The organism is Streptomyces sp. NPDC023573 (genome assembly GCF_055559735.1).
Window position 1 is genome coordinate 1 of record NZ_JBVHKB010000028.1, and the last position, 16,147, is coordinate 16,147.

Sequence of the window (16,147 nt, forward strand, 5' to 3'; positions counted from 1 at the left end):
CGGGGGTGTGGGGGTCGGTGGGGGGGGGGGGCGGCGGGGGGTGGGGGGGGGGCCCCCCGGTGCCCCCCCCCGGGGGGGCCGGGCGGGGCCCCCCGGGGGGGGGGGCCCCCCACGGCAGGCCCCACGGGAGACGAAAGCCTTTCAGGCCAGTGAAAGGAACAACTTCTCCAGCCGGGCCCGCATCTGCGCGGAGTCCCGCACCTCGGGATCCTCACTGGTCATGCACTGCTGCAGACCCGTCGCGATGATCGAGAACCCGGCCCGGTCCAGCGCCTTGGAGACCGCCGACAACTGCGTGACGACGTCCTCGCAGTCCCGGCCCTCCTCGATCATCTTGATCACTCCCGCGAGCTGACCCTGCGCCCGCCGCAGCCGGTTCAGCGCCGACTTCAGCTCCTCGGCACTCATGTCGAGTTGCACACCAACCTCCTCACATACCCCCACGGGTATCCTACCGTGGGGAACCCCTCAGATAGGCGAACCATTCCATGACCACCTCCACCGCGATCGCCGCCGCCCAGGCCGCCGCCCGACTCGGCGAGTTCACCGTGATCGACGTCCGCACCCCCGGCGAGTACGCAGGCGGCCACCTGCCCGGCGCCCACAACATCCCCCTGGACCGCCTGGACGAAGCCACCGGCGCCCTGAAGAAGGCCGCCCAGCGCACGCCGCTGCTCATCGTCTGCGCCTCCGGAGCCCGCTCCGCCAAGGGCTGCGAGAAGCTGGCCGCCCAGGGCATCGACGCCGCCACCCTCGAAGGCGGCACCACAGCCTGGACCGCCGCGGGCCACGACGTCGAGCGCCCGGCGGGGGCCCGCGCGACCTGGCCCATGGACCGCCAGGTCCGCCTCGCCGCCGGCACCCTGGTCCTCGCCGGCTTCCTCGGCGGTCTCGCCCGGACGCCCGCGCACTGGCTGTCCGGGGCCATCGGCGCCGGACTCGTCTTCTCCGGCGTGACCAACACCTGCGGCATGGCCGCAGCCCTGGCCAAGCTCCCCCACAACCGGCCCCCCAAGAGCGCGGTCTCCTTCCGGGAGACCCTGCTGCGCGTGGCCGGCTGAGGCCCCCGGCACCCCGGGGCGCCACAGCAGGAGGAGTCCGGGCGCTGCTGAGCTGAGCTGGTGTGTTCCGCCCGCCGAGTACGACGACCGCAGCACGGTGCGGAGGCGGGCCTTGTAGCGGGCCCCGTTCGCCGCGGCCTCCACCATGAGCGCCTTGAGCGTCTTCTCCCCGCCGACCACCGGGAAGATCACCCCCGCACCGTGCCGGACGGCTCCGGCAGCGCCGCCTCCGCGACCCGCAGCAGCATCGCCTCCGCGGCGGCTGGCACCTCCCGGGCCGCCATAGCTATACGAGAACAGAGCCGCCGAAGGTGTTTCGGGTGGCCACCGGGCGGTCCGCAAGAGGACCCCGGGGATGGTGCGTCAGCCCGTGGCGCCGCTGCGCCGGGCGTAGGCGCGGGCGGCACGGACACGGTCGCCGCAGCGTGTGGAGCACCAGTGGCGTCGGCCGTGGGTGCGCAGGAGGAACCGGTCACAGGGGGCGGAGCCGCAGGCGGCGAGAATGTCGGCGTCGGGACCGGTGAGCAGGTCGGCCGCGTCGGCGGCAAGGGTGGCCAGGGCGTGGTTGACGGCCTGATCGGTGGGGTGCGCCTGAACGCGGCGCAGCCCCTGGGTCCCGTCCCAGGCTAGGAGGGGGGCGGTGGGCACGGCCGTAAGGGCCTCGTTCACCGCGTGCAGGGATTCCTCGGGCGGGGGCGCGCCGTCCACGCGCGCGGTAAATAGGGCCCGGACGTGTCCGCGCAGGGTGCGCATCCGCTGGGCGCAGAACTCGTACAGCTGCACCTCCGGGGCGGTCAGGTCGTGCGCGGCGAGCCAGCGCATGGCCGACTCGGGCACGGCGAGCAGGTCGTAGCCCTGACCGGCGGGCAGGGTGGCGGCGGTGTCGGCGAAGTCCAGAGAGCGGTACCGGTCTGCCCCCGGCGCCGGGGGCAGAGCGGTCGGCGCCACGTCGGCGGCCAGGGTGACGTCCATGCCTCTCATGGTATCGCTTGCATTTTCCCGTGACACCCACCTAGCCTGGCATCACGTTAACCGCAGATTTTTTTCGTGAGAAACGGAGACATGATGTCCCAGCTCAACGCGAACCAGTTCCCGGTCCGCACGTTCGGCGGCCCGACCGCCCTGTTCGAGTACGGTGGCCTGCGCTTCCTGACCGACCCCACCTTCGACGGCCCCGGCGACTACCCCGCGCCCGGTGGCCCGACCCTGGTCAAGACGGCGCCCTCCACCGCCACGCCCGCCGATGTCGGCCCCGCCGACGTGGTCCTGCTCTCCCACGACGAGCACGCCGACAACCTCGACACCTCCGGCCGCGCCCTGCTCGCCGACGTGCCCCTGACCCTCACCACCCCCGGCGGCGGCAAGCGCCTCGGGGAGAAGGCCAAGGGCCTGGCCGACTGGGAGACGGTCGAGCTGCAGCGTCCGGGCGGCGGCACCGTCACGGTGACCGGAGTCCCCGCCATCCACGGCCCCGGCGCGCGTGAGGAGATCGAGCCTTTCACCGGCCAGGTCGTCGGCTTCGTCCTGACGGGCGAGGACCTGCCGTCGGTCTACGTCAGCGGTGACAACGCCTCGCTCGACGCGGTCGGGGAGATCGCCGAACGCTTCGCCCCGATCGACACCGCCCTCCTGTTCGCCGGAGCACCCCGCTTCCCCATGCTCTTCGACGGCCGACCGGTCGTCCTGGACAGTGCGCAGGCGGCCGAGGCCACCCGGATTCTTGACGCCCGCCGCGTCGTCCCGGTCCACCACGACAGCTGGGCCCACTTCACCGAGGGCCGCGACGAGCTGGAGGCGGCCTTCGCCGCCGCGGGCCTGACCGACCGCCTGGACCAGGACTGGGCGCAGCGCGCCTGAGCCCGGACCGCCACTCAAGGAACCGGGACCTCGTTCACGGCCTCCCCTGCACCGTGCCGGAACGGCGGAGAAGGACCCCATCACATGTCCACCGGGCCCAACGCCGACCTCCTCGTACACCGCTTCTACCAGGCCCTTCAGCAGGGCGACTGCGACACGCTCACCGGCATGTTCACCCGGACTGCCAGGGAATGGATCACCGGGTGGAGGCCATGTGGCCGCAACAGTTGACCCTGACGCAGGGGCAACCTCTCAGCATGGGCGGCATGACGAGAAGAACCAGTGCGATCGAGGTCGCCGGGCCGCGCAAGTCGTACGGCGACCACGAGGTGGTCGCGGGAGTCGACCTGTCCGTCCCGGTACGGCGCCGACGCCGTGGTCGAGTAGGTCAAGATCCGGACCCTCGCCGAGGCCGGGACCCCTCTGGCGCGCGTGCGGGAGCTGCTGCAGGCCGAGGAGGAGGAGTTCGCCGCGGCAGTCGCAGGAATCGACGAGCGGCTGCGGGCAGAGATTCGGGAGCGGCAGCGACACCGCGAGCGGCTTGCCCGCCTGGCCGCCTGGCCGCCTGGGACAGCCTGAGGCTGGACCGGCTGGACCAGACTTGAGCGCGTGAACCCAGCACTGGGTGCGGCCGGAACACGGTAGTTCAGCGGTCTGAGCCCTCAAGGCCGTGCCGTCCATACGTCAGGAACATGGAGTGCCTGTGAAGAGGGCATACCGATCTTCCTTCGGCCCGCCCGATGATCTCGGCGTAACCGCCTAGGTCAGCTCGTCGGAGCGGCCGGCTTCGATGCGGGACCACTGGGCGATGGGGCGCCCGTTCGTACGCCACTCCTCCGGGTTCTCGGCGGAGTACCAGGGCTGGGGCCAGCCGCGAGGGGAGTCCTCCCACGCCTCCTGGCGTCCGTGGACGGTCATGTCCAGCAGCCCGTGGGTGGGCGCCATGATCTCGACGCCGCGACCGCCTGTGTAGTACGTCTCGAACACCCGCTTGTCGTCGCGGATGTAGAAGACAAGGTGATGACGCTGCCAGTCACGGCCCTCCAGGAGTTGCGGCGCCGTCTTCTCGACCGAGTACCACGGCATCTCCAGGCCCAGGAAGTCGCGGTAGCGGACGCTCTCTCGGTACGGGCCCTTGCAGAGCGTGGCGTATGTGGCGTCGCGGGAGTGGATGTAGGACAGCTCACGGACCTGACAGTTGAAGAACGTGCACCCCTCGCACTGCCCGGCGGCGGGACGTCCGGGCCACCAGGCGTGGAAGTAGGCGATGAGCTGCTTGCGGCCTTCGAAGACGTCGAGGACCGTGATCGGCCCGTCGGGGCCGATCACCTCGATGGTGGCGTCGATCTCCACCATCGGCAGCCGCCGCCGCGCCGCCGCGATCGCGTCTCCTTCACGGGTGTGCGCCTTCTCCCGTGTGAGCAGAGCTTCCCGCGCCTCCTGATAGGTCGTTCTGTCGACCACGGGCGGGAGGGCCGGGTTCGGTGATTGATCGTTCACGCGTCTCCATCCGCTTCTGGGGAGGCTGCCAAAAGGTCACCTGGAACCACACAATGCCCGCCAGGCCGCGCCGCACGCCCGGGCGCCACGCAGTAGCCCTGCGGCGGCTCGCTCATTCGGTCGGCCAGCCGGGCTCCGACGACGTGCACGCCTTCAGAAGAGGCCGGCGCGTATGTGGTGCGTGAGGTTCTCAAGGATCTCGCGCAGCCACTGGGTACGGACGGCAGGCAACCGGGCCAGGGTCTGCTGGAAGGTTCCCGAGTCGGCCCGGAACAGGCAGTGGGGACGCGGTGCGGGCGGGTCGTCGCGGAGTACTCCGTCGGGCATCACTCCCGAGATGGGCACGTATGGCTGCGGTTCGGGGAAAGCCATCCACACCCACACCCCGAACGGCAGCGGCACCGGGTGTGCCGCTGCCGCCGGGCCGAGCGGGCTCCAAGGATCCCCCGTCTGCGGGTGGGTCGGCACAAGGAGGATGTCGGCGTTCGTGTCGGGGGCGGCCAGGCCCGGTCCGGCCAGGACGACATGCCGAGCCGGCCCGACCGCGGGCAACAGGGCCTCCAGGGCGCGCTGGAACACTTCCGCGACCAGGCCCTGCGGTACGGCCACCGGTCGGCCGTCCGAAGCAGCCAGCAGGTGGGCCAGGGCCCGGCCGGCTGCCGCCTCCCACTGCGGGCTCCATCTCCAGCCGTGGCCCAGCCCGCGCAACGAACCCCAACTGGTGATCGGCTCGACCGGGGGCGTGCCTCTTCCCTCCTCCAGCAGTTCCGCCCAGGAGAGCGTCGCGGCGCCGGTGCCGCCGACGGGCAGGCGGTGCACGGCGTCCGGCGCGAGCCAGACCGCCTGCCAGAGGGAGCAGTCGTCGATCCTGCTCGCCACAGGCAGGCCGCACGCCTCGCAGGCCATGTTGGGGCCGTCACCCCCGTCGACGCCGCAGCAGTAGCCGCCGCCCTCCTCGGGAACGAGCACGGTGCCGCGGGTGTCCCCCGGTGCGACGACGACGCTACCGGGAACGCCGTCGGACACGGCGGGGAGCGGCGCGTAGATGCCGCGGGCCGTCGCCTCGTCCGGATCGGTCTCCTCCCACGTTCGCCACGGCGCCCCCCAGGGCTCCGGTTCCACGGCGAACGTGCCCGCCTCCATGAGCACCGGGAGCTGGGTACCGTTCCCGTACCTCTGATGGGCGTGGACCGGCAGCTCGACCTGAGACAGCGGGACGGTCAGCCTGGCGCCGCATCCGGCACACACGAAAACGAACAAGCGCCCTCCGCGAGAGAAACGAAGGGAATCCTCGCAGCTCCGCGGCGGACCAGCCACTGTCTTTTCGTCCGCTGCCCACAAGGACGGCGGCCTGCCCGCTGCCGGGTCAGCCCGTGCCTGACGGGCCGGCGTCCGAGCGGAGAGGGACCGCGTCAGGAAGGCACTATCTCGTTCCTGCGCTTCCCCTGCGAACGCGGGGTCTTCTCCCCCACCCTCCGCGGCTCGATCGTCCGCGGGTCGACCGCCTCACCGGGAGCGCCCTCCTTGTAGAGGCCCTCCGGGTCGTTCGGCCTGTCGTGAGGCAGCAGGAAGAAGGTACGGCGCTGGTAGAGGCCGCTGTCGGGGTTGGCCTCGGCGTCCTTGTCGAGCTCCGCGTAACCGACCATGCGTCCGTCACGGGCGTAGCGGGGCTTCCCACCACGGCGGGCACTCTTGTCGAGCGCCTGGCGGACGTAGTCGAGTTCGTCGAAGTCCTCCAGCCACACCACGTTCGCTTCGTGTGCGAGCTGGCTTTCATGCAGCAGCGAGCTCATGGACGCAGCTCCTTGTCGGTGATGTGGTGGTGCCGGTGGCTACTCGGTACGGAACGGGCTGTGCGGTGATCGGAGACGCTCCCATGGTAAGACGATGCCCAGATCCATGGCAGAAAGCCTTGGGGCGTCATGGGCGTCCCCCTGCCGGTCCGTCGGAATGGACGTTGTCGTCCTTCAGCAGCCCCAGGGCCGGGTAGTACTTCTTGCCGCTGGACTTCAGCATCTCGGCGGGGGACGCGAGTCCGATCTCCTGCCGGATGCGGCCCGCGAAGGCCCGGGCGGTATCGGCCCGGATGCCCTCCGAGCTGCACCAGCCGGTGTAGGTCGCGTACAGAAGACCCTGTTCGACGCGCAGGTCCCCGGTGTCCGGCCCCTGGCGCAGGCAGCATTCGCCCAGGAAGCGCCCGATGTGGTCCTCGGTGGTCTCGTACGCGGCGGTGGCCAGGCGCACGGACGACGGGCCGCTCAGCGGGTCTCGGCTGGTGAGGTAGCGGATCGCGCCCTGGATCAGCCAGTGCAGGATGCCCGGGCCTTCTTCCTGGACGAGTTCGCCGGCCAGGTTGTCGATCTTCCGGTCAGCCGCGACCACGCGTTCGAAGGGGATGAGCCGGATACGGCGCCAGAACGCGTGCCCACCGGTCCCGACCTCTGGCTGGTGGTTGCCCAGCAGCCAGAGCTTGTGGGTCGGGGTGAAGCTGAAGTAGTCCTGCCGCATGCGGCGGGCCTTGATCTTGTCTCCGCCGGTGAGGAGCTTGACCCGGGCCTCGTCGAACTTGTCGTTGGGCTTGAGTTCGCTGCAGACGAAGATGCGGCGGCCGTGCAGCTCCGTCAGTTCCGTGGAGTGCTCGGCGAAGTTGCCCTTGTCCATCAGGAAGCCGGGCGGGGCCGCGTCGGCGTAGTCCCCCATGACCTGGATCATGACGTCCAGGAGGACCGACTTCCCGTTGGCGCCCTTGCCCCAGAGGAAGGGCAGCACCTGCGCGCCGACGTCGCCGGTGATGGAGTACCCGAGCAGCAGATGCAGGAAGTCGATCATCTCCTGGCCCTTGGCGTCGGCGCCGAAGGTGTCGTCCAGGAAGGCGTGCCAGCGCGGGGTCGGCATCGCCTGGGGAGCTACATGCGTGGCACGCGAGTGGAGGTCCCGCATCGGATCGGGCTTGTGCAGGCGGCCGTTGCGCAGATCGACGACTCCTGCGGGAGTGCACAGGGAGTAGGCGTCGCCGTCGAGGACGTCGGGGTCGAGACTGAGCGCGGGTGCGGCCTTCGCCTGGTGGAGCAGCGCCTTCATGCCGCTCGTGGACATGGTCCGCCGACGGTGCTGGGCGATCTCACGGTCGCTGAAGACCCCGCGGGGGTCGGTGGGCGACATCTGCTCGGCCATGTCGCCCGCGGCCCACAGAGCGGCCTTCTCGCCGCCCACACGCTTCCACCGGAACTGGTCCCAGCAGTACCAGCCGAGACCTTCGACGTGACGGAACTGGTCGCTGTAGAGCTGGGCGAAGAGCTTCGCGTTGCCGCGGTCGGTGAGCATGGGCGGCAGCAGAACCGGTGCCTCGACCGAGGCGGGCGCCTGTACCTGCTGGGGAGGGACCCATGCGGGAGCGGCGCCCTCGAGGTCGAACATCTGCTGAGCGGCGGCAGCCGCGTCGAAGCGGCTGCTCTCTGCGCTACTCATGCGAGTCCTTTGGGATGGAACGGGCGACTGGCGCCTGCGGAAAGGGCTGCGTCGATGATCGTCTCATTACGGCGGTTCTGGTGTGGACGAGCATAGTGAGCGGCTTCTGCCAGCTCTTGGCGGGCTTCGGCCTGGTTCAGATGCCCTGCTCCGGCCAGCCCTCCTGCCGTGAAAGCGGCCCGGTTGAGCTTCTCCGTGAACCCGGTTCCCTCGGCGTGGACGGCACATTCGCGAACGGTCTCGATGAGCGGCTGCAAGAGCGCCTGAGCGGCACCGGCCCGAGGGGGTCCGGCAGGGGCCTGCGGCCGCGGGCGGGGAACCGGGGACGGGCCTACGACGTGGCCCGTACGCGCCAGTTCGGCGGCCAGCCAGGCGGGGAGGGGGGCCGGGTCCCGTACGGCCCCCAGGGGCGCGTAGACGCCCGCTGAGGTACGGGTGGTAGGCGCCACGATGTATCCGCCGTGAGCCCGTACGTCGACCTGCCACGCGAGCGCGGTCCTGGGGCTCGACCCGGTGGAGGAGCGATAGCGGACCGCGGGTTCGGAGTTGACGTACCAGATGTGCAGCCCCCCTGACGGGGTGCGGACCCGCAGGGTGTTCTCGTCCTCGGCAGGGTTCGGCTTCTGACGGTAGGCGGCGAGAAGGGCCAGCGTGTCGAAGCCCGAGGCGAGGCCTGCGAGATCGACCTGGTCCGGGATCGGGATTCCCGGCAGGAGGCGGTTGCGGTCCGGGACCTGCGCGGTGTGGGCGTCGACGTCCAGGACCACGAGGTTCGCCGGACCGCACGACACAGCGACGCCTGCGCGGGGCTCCCGGCTCCACCAGGCGTCGATGCGCGCGAGGTCGGTGGTCGCGCTGTGGAAGCCGTGGCACCAGCGGCCTTCTTCATGGCAGGGACAGCGCGAGGGCTCGTGACTGCGGGCACGGCACTGCTCGCAGTTGGCGGCCGGCGTCTTGCGCCCCGGGGCGAGCGGGTGGACCGGCCACTGACGGCCTGCGAGCCACCGGGCGACGTCAACGGGTCCCGGCTGCTGCGCGACTCCGGACGAGGCGGTGTCGGCGGGGCGCTGCACTGTTCGTCGGTCCGTTCCTCTTGTGTGGCCAGGGTTGGGTTCCTCAGCGGCGTCCCGAGTGTTTTACCTGGTCAGGGAGACCGCCCCGAGGGACTGAGGGACCGAAGGGACTGACTTTCCCTTATAGCGGGCAGAGCCTAGCGCACCTGCCCGCCGCGCCGTGGGAGCCATGAGCACTTATTGCGGAATCAGTCCCTTCGGTCCCTCTGGCCGGAAATCCTGCCGGGGCGGGGGGTGCCCCTGGCCGGAGTTTGTTCCGCAGGCTGACAAACGAGGGACTGAAGGCCTGACAGGGGGGAGGGACTCAACGGTCCCCTTTCAGTCCCGGTGGTGTTTCCGCAGGTCAGAGCACATGCGCCCCTGAGGGGAGGGACTGAAGGGACTCATTTCTCTAGTTATCAGCGCACCAGAGATATGTAAGGGTCAGTCTTACGTACGCGCGCATACACGCGCCTGCACGCAGCTGGAACAGGGAGTTTCGGTCCCTTCAGTCCCTTCGGTCCCGAGCGAATCGCTCTGACCTGGGGTTTTGCAGAGGGACTGAACAGAGGAGGGACTGAAGAAGTCCGGTCCCTCCTCTTCCAGCGGTTCCCCCAGGGCCGACTGCTGCCCCGCCACCCACCGGCCCGCTCCTTGTGCAGATGCCTCTGCCGCCGCTCCCCTCAGGCATGTCTTTGAGCGTGGGACTTCTCCTCCTGGTTCCTGACCACTGCCCTGACACGGGAGGCAAGAGCACGTGGAAGTTCCGGCAGGAGGCCGAACACGGGTGAAGGCGGTGCCCCCACGGAACTTCCGTGGGGGCACCGCCTTCACGGCTGGGTACGAGGTTGCGCGTCAGACGCCTTCCTCCACGAGGGCCTTGGGCCGTGCAGCGGTGCTCGGCGTCCGGCCCGTCGATGTGCGTACGACCTTCTCGGTCCTTGTCGGGGTCCTGCGGGGCCGCAGGAGGACGAAGGCGAGCACGGCAGCCAGGAAGGTCAGGGTGGCCGAGACGCCGAGGCACAGGCGCATCCCTTCGAGGAAGGCATCGCCCACGGCGCTCTGGACCTGACCGGCCTTCGAACCGAGCGGTATCGCGCCGATCGCGCCGAGGCCCCCGTCACGGGTCGCGTCGGCCAGCCGGTCTGCGAGGGGGCCGTCGACGCCGGCGTCGGAGAGGCGCCCCGGCAGGGAGGAGACCGCTCGACTGGTGAGGAGGGCGCCGAGCACGGCGGGGCCGAGCGCGCCGCCGACCTGCCGGAACGCGTTGTTGCCCGCGGCGGCCATTCCGGCGAGCGGGTGGGGTACGGAGGCCACGGCGACGGCGGTCATCGGCGTCGTGACAAGCCCCATGCCGAGCCCCAGCAGGACCAGGCGCCAGGAGAGCGAAGCGAAGGACGTGCCCGCGTCGGCGCCGAGCAGTGTGAGCATCGCGGCGGTCACCATGAGCAGTCCTGTGGTGATCATGAGGCGCGGCGAGATCTTGTGCATGATGCGCCCGGCGACTCCGCTGACGAGCAGTGCGGCACCGGTGATCAGGAGCATGCGCCAGGCGATGTCGAGTGTGTCGAGGTGCTGGACCATGCCGAAGTAGAGGCTCAGTACGAAGAAGAAGCCGATCATGCCGAGGAACATGACCATGGCCACGAGTGTGGTGGCGGTGAATCCGGGGCTGCGGAAGAGCGAGAGGTCGAGCATCGGATGCGAGGAGCGCCGCTCGGCGATGACGAAGGCGATTGCGCTGATGACCGCGACGGAGAGCGCGACGACGACCTGGGCTTCACCGAAGGAGCCCGCCCCGCCCTGGATGACTCCGTAGACGAGTGCGGTGATGGCGAGCGCGGCCGTGATCTGTCCCGGCCAGTCCAGTCGTCCGGTGCGGGGTGCGCGGGATTCCGGCAGCAGCCGCAGCGAGAAGCCGAAGGCGAACAGCGCCACGGGTATCGGCACGAGGAAGATCCACCGCCAGCTCGCGTGCCCGAGGATCGTCCCGGCCACCACACCGCCGATGGCGAGCGCCCCGAGCAGGCACATGGCCCAGAAGCCGATGAACTTTCCGCGCTCGCGGTGGTCGGGTACGGCGTGGCTGATGAGGGCGAGCGTCGTCGGCAGCAGTGCGGCCGCACCGACCCCGGAAAGCGCCTGGCCGGCCCAGAGCTGGCCGATCGAGTGCGCGGTGAGCGAGGTCGCCGCGCCGGCGGCGGAGAGCAGCAGCCCGGCGAGGTAGACCTTCTTGCGGCCGTGCACGTCGCCGACGACTCCGGCGGTGAGGATGAAGGCGGCCATCGGCAGCACGAAGGCGTCCGAGACCCATGACAGTTCCAGGGTGCTTGTGGAGAGAGCCGACTGGATGGCGGTCAGGCTCACCGAGACGCTGGTCACCGGCAGGTAGGCGACGAAGACTCCGAGGCAGGCCATGAGGAGCGTCATCCCGCGATGGGGCTCGGCAGCGGGTGGTGACTGGGACAAGAGGACTCCTTCGGAGCGTCGGAACTCCGGCGCGACGGACGGGTGGGGGATGCGTGAGCGGCCCGGCGGATCCGGTGGGGCCGTGCCGGGGCGGGCGGACGGGCCGCGCTCACTGCTGCCGGACGGCCACGGTGCAGCCCGGAGTCGAGGGGCCTTTCGAGGCCCGTACGCGTATGGAGCCGCCGTAAGCGTCTGGCACCCACCGCGGTGGGTGCAGCAGGGGTTCAGCGGCTCGGCGTGACCTCGCCCGCACATCCTCCAGAAGTTTCCGCCACACCTGACGGTTTCCCCAAGCCCGTGCGGATCACCTAGGGGGAACTGCTACCAGTACGCACTTCATGCGAAGATTCCGCCATGCTTGACGCTCTGGACAGCCTTATCCTCCATGCGCTGCACGTGGTGCCACGCGCCCCGTTCCGCGTGATCGGTGAGGCGGTGGGGGCGTCGGAACAAACTGTGGCGCGACGCTACCGGGCGATGCAGCGGACAGGCACCATGCGGGTGGTGGGGCTGGTCAACCCGGCGGTGCACGATCTCACGGCGAGCATCGTGCGGATCACGCTCCGTCCGGACCGGATCGACGCGCTTGCCGAGGCAGTGACCCGGCTGCCGGAGATCTCCTTCGCGAACATCTCGTTCGGCGGCTCGGAGATCGTCTGTTCGATGGAAGCGCCCCACGACGGCCGGGTACCGGACGTGCTGCGCCAGCTTGCCCGCTATCCGGGAGTGGTGGAGCTCAACACCCGTATGGTGCTGCACGCTTACTCCCCGCCCGGCGCCGACTGGGCGCGGCTCGGCCCCTCGCTCCCGGAGGAGGCGGTGGAGCTTCTCCTCGTACGTCACCCCCGTGAGAGGCCGCAGGGCCCGCCGGTCGAGTTGCGCGAGGACGACGGCGCGCTGCTGGCCGTCCTCGCCGAGGACGGCCGTGCGAGCCAGGCCGCACTGGCCAAGGGAACCGGCTGGACCACCGGCCGGATCGCACGCCGCATGGAGGCCCTGGAGCGCTCGGGCACGCTCCTCTACGACGTGGACCTGGTTCCTGAGCGGCTGGGTTACCCGTTCGGCGCGGCTCTGTGGCTGCAGACCTCCCCCGAGCGGCTCCACGAGGTGGGCACGGCCGTTGCCAGGCTCCCCCGCGTCGTCTTCGCCGCGGCCACGACGGGCGAACAGAACCTCATGGCGATCGTGATGTGCACGGACGCCGCCGACTTCTACGACTTCCTCAGCCGTGGCCTCGCCACGGTCCCCGGTATCACCGGCTACACGGTGAGCGTCCGCCTGCGCCCCCTCAAACAGGCTGCGTCGCTCGTCCACCGGGGACGGCTGATCCCCTCGCCTCCGCGACGGTGAGGAGTACTCGCACTCCGTGCCGACCTACTCGGCATCGCGCCTACGGCGGCTCCGGTCCCGCTCTCCCGGTCGCCTGCCCCCGCCAGGCAGGCAGCGGGTGGCGGGCCTCCGTGACGATGAAGTGCGCCATGTCGACCAGCATGCGTGCGTCGAACAACTGAGATGCCCGTGCGCGGTGCGGCGACAGCACGGCTGCACTGGCTGCGAGCCGGCCCAGTCGTACCGGTTCTCCAACCACTCCCCCAGCAGCGGTCCGTGTTGTCCGCGGACAACACGCTCAGAGGGGGGCGCAGTGCTTGCTGTAGATGCCCGCAACAGGGATCGAAAGCCCAGGAGCTCCCGCAGCCGACGAACGGGAGTGCGCCGGGGTCGGGTGACCACCGGCGCACTCAGTAACGGCGCTCTCTCACACGTACGCGTGGAGCTCCTCGATGAGCTGTGTCAGCTGCTCGGGGGGAAGCCCGGACGCGAGAGTGCGCGCCTGTTCTTCGACGGACGCGCCGAGCTGGCGCACCAGAAGCAGGCTGCGCTCGTCCACCGACTCAGCCGTCTCGTTCCCCCGGTGGTCCACCTCGGCCGGGGCCATGGCGGCGGCGGTCCTGTTGTCCGCGGACAACAGGGGAGCGGGGACGGATACGCCCGTGGCGGTCGACTGCGACCCCATGCCGCCATCCGTGTTGTCCGCGGACAACACGCGCCCTTCAGCGGGAGCGGGATGGGCAGGAGACGGTGTCCGGGCCGGAGCCGACTCAGCGGCCTCCGTCTCGCGCGGTTTGTTGTCCGCGGACAACACGGGACCGGTGTTGTCCGCGGACAACACGGAGCCCGGCGCGGGGGAGTGGTCCACCGTCTCGCCGGCCGGGACAGAGGCCTGGGTGGCAGCGATCTGCCTGGCCCGCTGCACGAGAAGCTTCTCCTCCTCGCGCGAGCGGGCCTCCTGCTCCCGGGTCTCCTTCAGGTGGGCCAGCAGCCCCGCCCCGTCGAGTCCCGGCTCCTCCTTGAGGCGCCGGGCGAGCAGACGGCCGTCACGCTCGGGGAGAGAGCCTGAGCTGAGCATCGTCTGCAACTCAGCCGGAAGCTCCAGGAGCGCGAGCTGGTTGGTGACCCAGGAGCGGTCACGACCGAGCCGCTTGGCGGCCCGGGTGCGGGCGCCCTTCTCCGACTCCTCGCTGCACACCCGTACGAGCTCGAGGACGCCGCGCGCACGCTCCACGACATCGAAGTCCTCCCGCTCGAGGTTCTCCTTGAGCAGGTGATCGACGAACTCCTCGCGGGAGGAGGCCAGATCGTCCCGTACGACGAAGTCCAAGGCCTCCAGAGCCACGTGCACCGCGCTGCGGAATCGCCGCTCGCCATTGACCAGTACGTAAGCGGAGTCGCCGATCTGCGCCTCGTGCTCGGGCCACAGCCTCAGATACGCGGGACGGGACACGGCGACACACGCTGCGAGCTGGGCAACGCGCAGCTCCTCACCGAAGCGGGTGAGGTCCTCCTCCGAACCGAAGTTGCGACGGGGGTTGAGCGGAGTCGGGGCGACGTCCTCCAGTGGCAGGCGCCGCAGTTCGTACGCCGGAACATCGCCTTGCACTATGGCCTTCGCCCGGCCACGGGCGCTTCGGCCGCGCGGCACGCCCCCGAAGGACGAGCCCGTGCCGAGCCGGTCGGCGACACTCATGAGATGACCTTCCGGGCGATGGCGCGCATGATCTCGGCCTGCTCGCATTCCGGGGCGTAGGACAGCAAGGGCTGCTTGAGACGCACGGACTCGCGCTGCTCCTTGAGCTCAGGCATGACACCGACGACCGGCGGATCGCCGATCTCCTTCCAGCTGTGGAGCGAGGAGGTGGCGATGTAACCCTTGCGACTGTCATACATGTTGACGATGAACCCGAGCATCGAGATCTCGACCTCCATGTCTGCGCACAGATCCTGGATCTGGTCGTAGAGCATGTCGTACGCGTCGGCAGACGAGTCCTCGGCGAGCACGGGGATGAAGATGCCGGACAGGCCCGGCGTCTCGTCTTCTCGCGTGCGGCAGTAGTAGAGGGCCGTGTCCATGGTGTACCCGAGGCTGGGCGGGCAGTCGACCACGATGTAGTCGAACTCCCGCTCCAGCGGCTCCAGAGCCTTCTCGAGCGCGGTCTCCTTGATGCGGACGAAGCGGCTGGTGGCGAGCTTGGCGTCGAGCAGGAACGCGTCCTTGCAGGCCGGCAGCATGAACAGACGCCCGCTGAAGGCGCTCTCCTCTATCGGGACGAGCAGTTCGCGGAGCTCTCCCTTCGCCTCGCCCAGCATGTGCTTGGCCAGGCTGGGGGCTTCGATGTCGAACAGTTCGTACCCGAGCTGCTTGGTGAGGTGGCCCTGGGGGTCGAAGTCGATGAGCAGGACGCGGTTGCCTGCCTCGGCGAGGGCCTGTGCGACACCGGAGGACGTGGCGGTCTTCCCGACCCCGCCCTTCTGGTTGCCGAAGATGAGCCGGCGGGCCCAGCTGGGCCGGGTTGCCGGCCGGCGGGGGGAGGGGTGGGCGTCGAGCCACAGGCGGATCGCCTGAGCGATGCCCTGGTTGAAGGGGATGCCGCGCCGTTTGCAGTCGTCCTTGAACTCCCCGTACAACCCGGCGGGGAGATAGGTGGAGAACGAACTGCCCCCTGTGGTGTCCACGGGGGCGCGCTCGGCGTCATCTGCACGCCAAGCCTGCACGCCTTCAGTCACGGCGTCCTTGATGTCTACGCCGAACTCGGCTGCCCTGACCTTGAGTTCTTGTCGCAAGGCGGCTGGCAGCTTGGCGACTACCTTTTCCCTGTCATCGGGGGAGTATGGGACGGTCATGCGGTTACCTTACTCACCTGTACGGGAACTTTGGCGCAGGCGGGGTCGAGAATCTGTGGCGTGTCACTCTGCTGGGGGCAAGGTGCTCGGGGCGAGCAGTTCCTCAGGGGTGGGCGGATCGGGCGGCCGGGATGGGGAATGTCGGCTGCGGTGAAAGTGCATCAGGACTGGTCAGGCCGCCGACGAAGCAGCAAGTCAGCGAGTCTGTTCCCCGCACGCGCGGGGATCGAGTGCTCGGCCAGTGGCGGAGCGCGTGTTGTCCGCGGACAACACGGAGCGCATGTTGTCCGCGGACAACACGCGTACAGGGCCGGCCGCTCTAGGTCCAGGCATTGCCGAGGACCGTGTTGCCCGGAACGCTCTGAGTTCCGGGCAACACTCCGAGCGGTGGCAGCGAAACTGTGGGGACGCCCTGGCCGTCTCAGGCTGGGTGCGGCGGGTTCACCGATTCCTCGGCGCGGCGGTGTTCGGCGTTGATGCGCTGGGCTTCCTCGAGTTGGTCCTCGAGGATGACGATGCGGCAGGCGGCCTCGATCGGGGTGCCGTTGTCGACGAGTTCCC

General features: G+C 69.9%; 14 protein-coding genes and 1 pseudogene. 4 read left to right on the plus strand and 11 right to left on the minus strand.

The features are described 5' to 3' along the window. Nucleotides 1–141: 141 nt before the first annotated feature. Nucleotides 142–420 carry a metal-sensitive transcriptional regulator gene (locus ACZ32T_RS36945; RefSeq protein WP_019548565.1) on the minus strand — a complete coding sequence of 93 codons (279 nt, stop codon included), beginning with the start codon at nucleotides 418–420 and terminating at the stop codon, nucleotides 142–144. A 68-nt stretch (nucleotides 421–488) separates the two neighbouring features. On the opposite strand from ACZ32T_RS36945, the gene ACZ32T_RS36950 reads away from it, so the two are divergent. Continuing rightward, entirely contained in the window at nucleotides 489–1,061 is a 573-nt protein-coding gene (locus ACZ32T_RS36950) for a rhodanese-like domain-containing protein (protein WP_467371911.1), read from the plus strand. Nucleotides 1,062–1,424: 363 nt separating this feature from the next. On the opposite strand, the gene ACZ32T_RS36955 is transcribed toward ACZ32T_RS36950, so the two are convergent. Beyond that, nucleotides 1,425–2,033 carry an ABATE domain-containing protein gene (locus ACZ32T_RS36955; RefSeq protein WP_467273914.1) on the minus strand — a complete coding sequence of 203 codons (609 nt, stop codon included), beginning with the start codon at nucleotides 2,031–2,033 and terminating at the stop codon, nucleotides 1,425–1,427. Between the two features lie 93 nt (nucleotides 2,034–2,126). Between ACZ32T_RS36955 and ACZ32T_RS36960 the strand changes: the two genes are divergently transcribed. Together ACZ32T_RS36960 and ACZ32T_RS36965 are read left to right on the plus strand one after the other, a co-directional pair. Further along, nucleotides 2,127–2,918: an MBL fold metallo-hydrolase gene (locus tag ACZ32T_RS36960; protein WP_467371926.1), complete on the plus strand. Its 792-nt coding sequence runs from the start codon at nucleotides 2,127–2,129 to the stop codon at nucleotides 2,916–2,918. A gap of 84 nt (nucleotides 2,919–3,002) precedes the next feature. Further along, entirely contained in the window at nucleotides 3,003–3,149 is a 147-nt protein-coding gene (locus ACZ32T_RS36965; protein WP_467371912.1) for a hypothetical protein, read from the plus strand. A gap of 528 nt (nucleotides 3,150–3,677) precedes the next feature. Here the strand turns inward: ACZ32T_RS36965 and ACZ32T_RS36970 are convergent. From ACZ32T_RS36970 to ACZ32T_RS36995, 6 genes are all read right to left on the minus strand, one after another. Beyond that, a complete protein-coding gene (locus ACZ32T_RS36970; RefSeq protein WP_467371914.1) occupies nucleotides 3,678–4,418 on the minus strand; it encodes a DUF899 family protein in 741 nt (246 codons plus the stop codon). 153 nt (nucleotides 4,419–4,571) lie between these two features. Beyond that, nucleotides 4,572–5,678 carry a hypothetical protein gene (locus ACZ32T_RS36975; RefSeq protein ID WP_467371916.1) on the minus strand — a complete coding sequence of 369 codons (1,107 nt, stop codon included), beginning with the start codon at nucleotides 5,676–5,678 and terminating at the stop codon, nucleotides 4,572–4,574. Nucleotides 5,679–5,830: 152 nt separating this feature from the next. Next, nucleotides 5,831–6,211: a DUF6009 family protein gene (locus ACZ32T_RS36980; RefSeq protein ID WP_467273907.1), complete on the minus strand. Its 381-nt coding sequence runs from the start codon at nucleotides 6,209–6,211 to the stop codon at nucleotides 5,831–5,833. Nucleotides 6,212–6,338: 127 nt separating this feature from the next. Further along, nucleotides 6,339–7,886 (minus strand): DNA primase family protein, encoded by a 1,548-nt coding sequence (locus ACZ32T_RS36985; RefSeq protein ID WP_467371918.1) that lies wholly within the window; start codon nucleotides 7,884–7,886, stop codon nucleotides 6,339–6,341. Beyond that, nucleotides 7,883–8,959 carry a bifunctional DNA primase/polymerase gene (locus tag ACZ32T_RS36990; RefSeq protein ID WP_467371920.1) on the minus strand — a complete coding sequence of 359 codons (1,077 nt, stop codon included), beginning with the start codon at nucleotides 8,957–8,959 and terminating at the stop codon, nucleotides 7,883–7,885. The genes ACZ32T_RS36985 and ACZ32T_RS36990 overlap by 4 nt, the downstream gene beginning before the upstream one ends. Nucleotides 8,960–9,793: 834 nt before the next feature. Continuing rightward, nucleotides 9,794–11,368 (minus strand): MFS transporter, encoded by a 1,575-nt coding sequence (locus tag ACZ32T_RS36995; RefSeq protein WP_467371928.1) that lies wholly within the window; start codon nucleotides 11,366–11,368, stop codon nucleotides 9,794–9,796. A gap of 393 nt (nucleotides 11,369–11,761) precedes the next feature. Here ACZ32T_RS36995 and ACZ32T_RS37000 point away from each other — a divergent pair, with 393 nt between their 5' ends. Further along, on the plus strand, nucleotides 11,762–12,757 hold the full coding sequence (locus tag ACZ32T_RS37000) for an Lrp/AsnC family transcriptional regulator (protein ID WP_467371922.1): 996 nt from the start codon (nucleotides 11,762–11,764) through the stop codon (nucleotides 12,755–12,757). Nucleotides 12,758–13,163: 406 nt separating this feature from the next. On the opposite strand, the gene ACZ32T_RS37005 is transcribed toward ACZ32T_RS37000, so the two are convergent. The 3 genes and pseudogenes from ACZ32T_RS37005 to ACZ32T_RS37015 form a co-directional block, all read right to left on the minus strand. Continuing rightward, nucleotides 13,164–14,432, minus strand: coding sequence for a ParB/RepB/Spo0J family partition protein (locus ACZ32T_RS37005; RefSeq protein WP_467371924.1), 1,269 nt, complete (start codon nucleotides 14,430–14,432; stop codon nucleotides 13,164–13,166). After that, nucleotides 14,429–15,586, minus strand: a complete 1,158-nt coding sequence (locus ACZ32T_RS37010) for a ParA family protein (RefSeq protein WP_467273900.1) — start codon at nucleotides 15,584–15,586, stop codon at nucleotides 14,429–14,431. Before ACZ32T_RS37010 ends, ACZ32T_RS37005 begins: the two co-directional genes overlap by 4 nt. Nucleotides 15,587–16,007: 421 nt before the next feature. Continuing rightward, a pseudogene (locus tag ACZ32T_RS37015) lies at nucleotides 16,008–16,147 on the minus strand (MerR family transcriptional regulator); the annotation flags it as partial.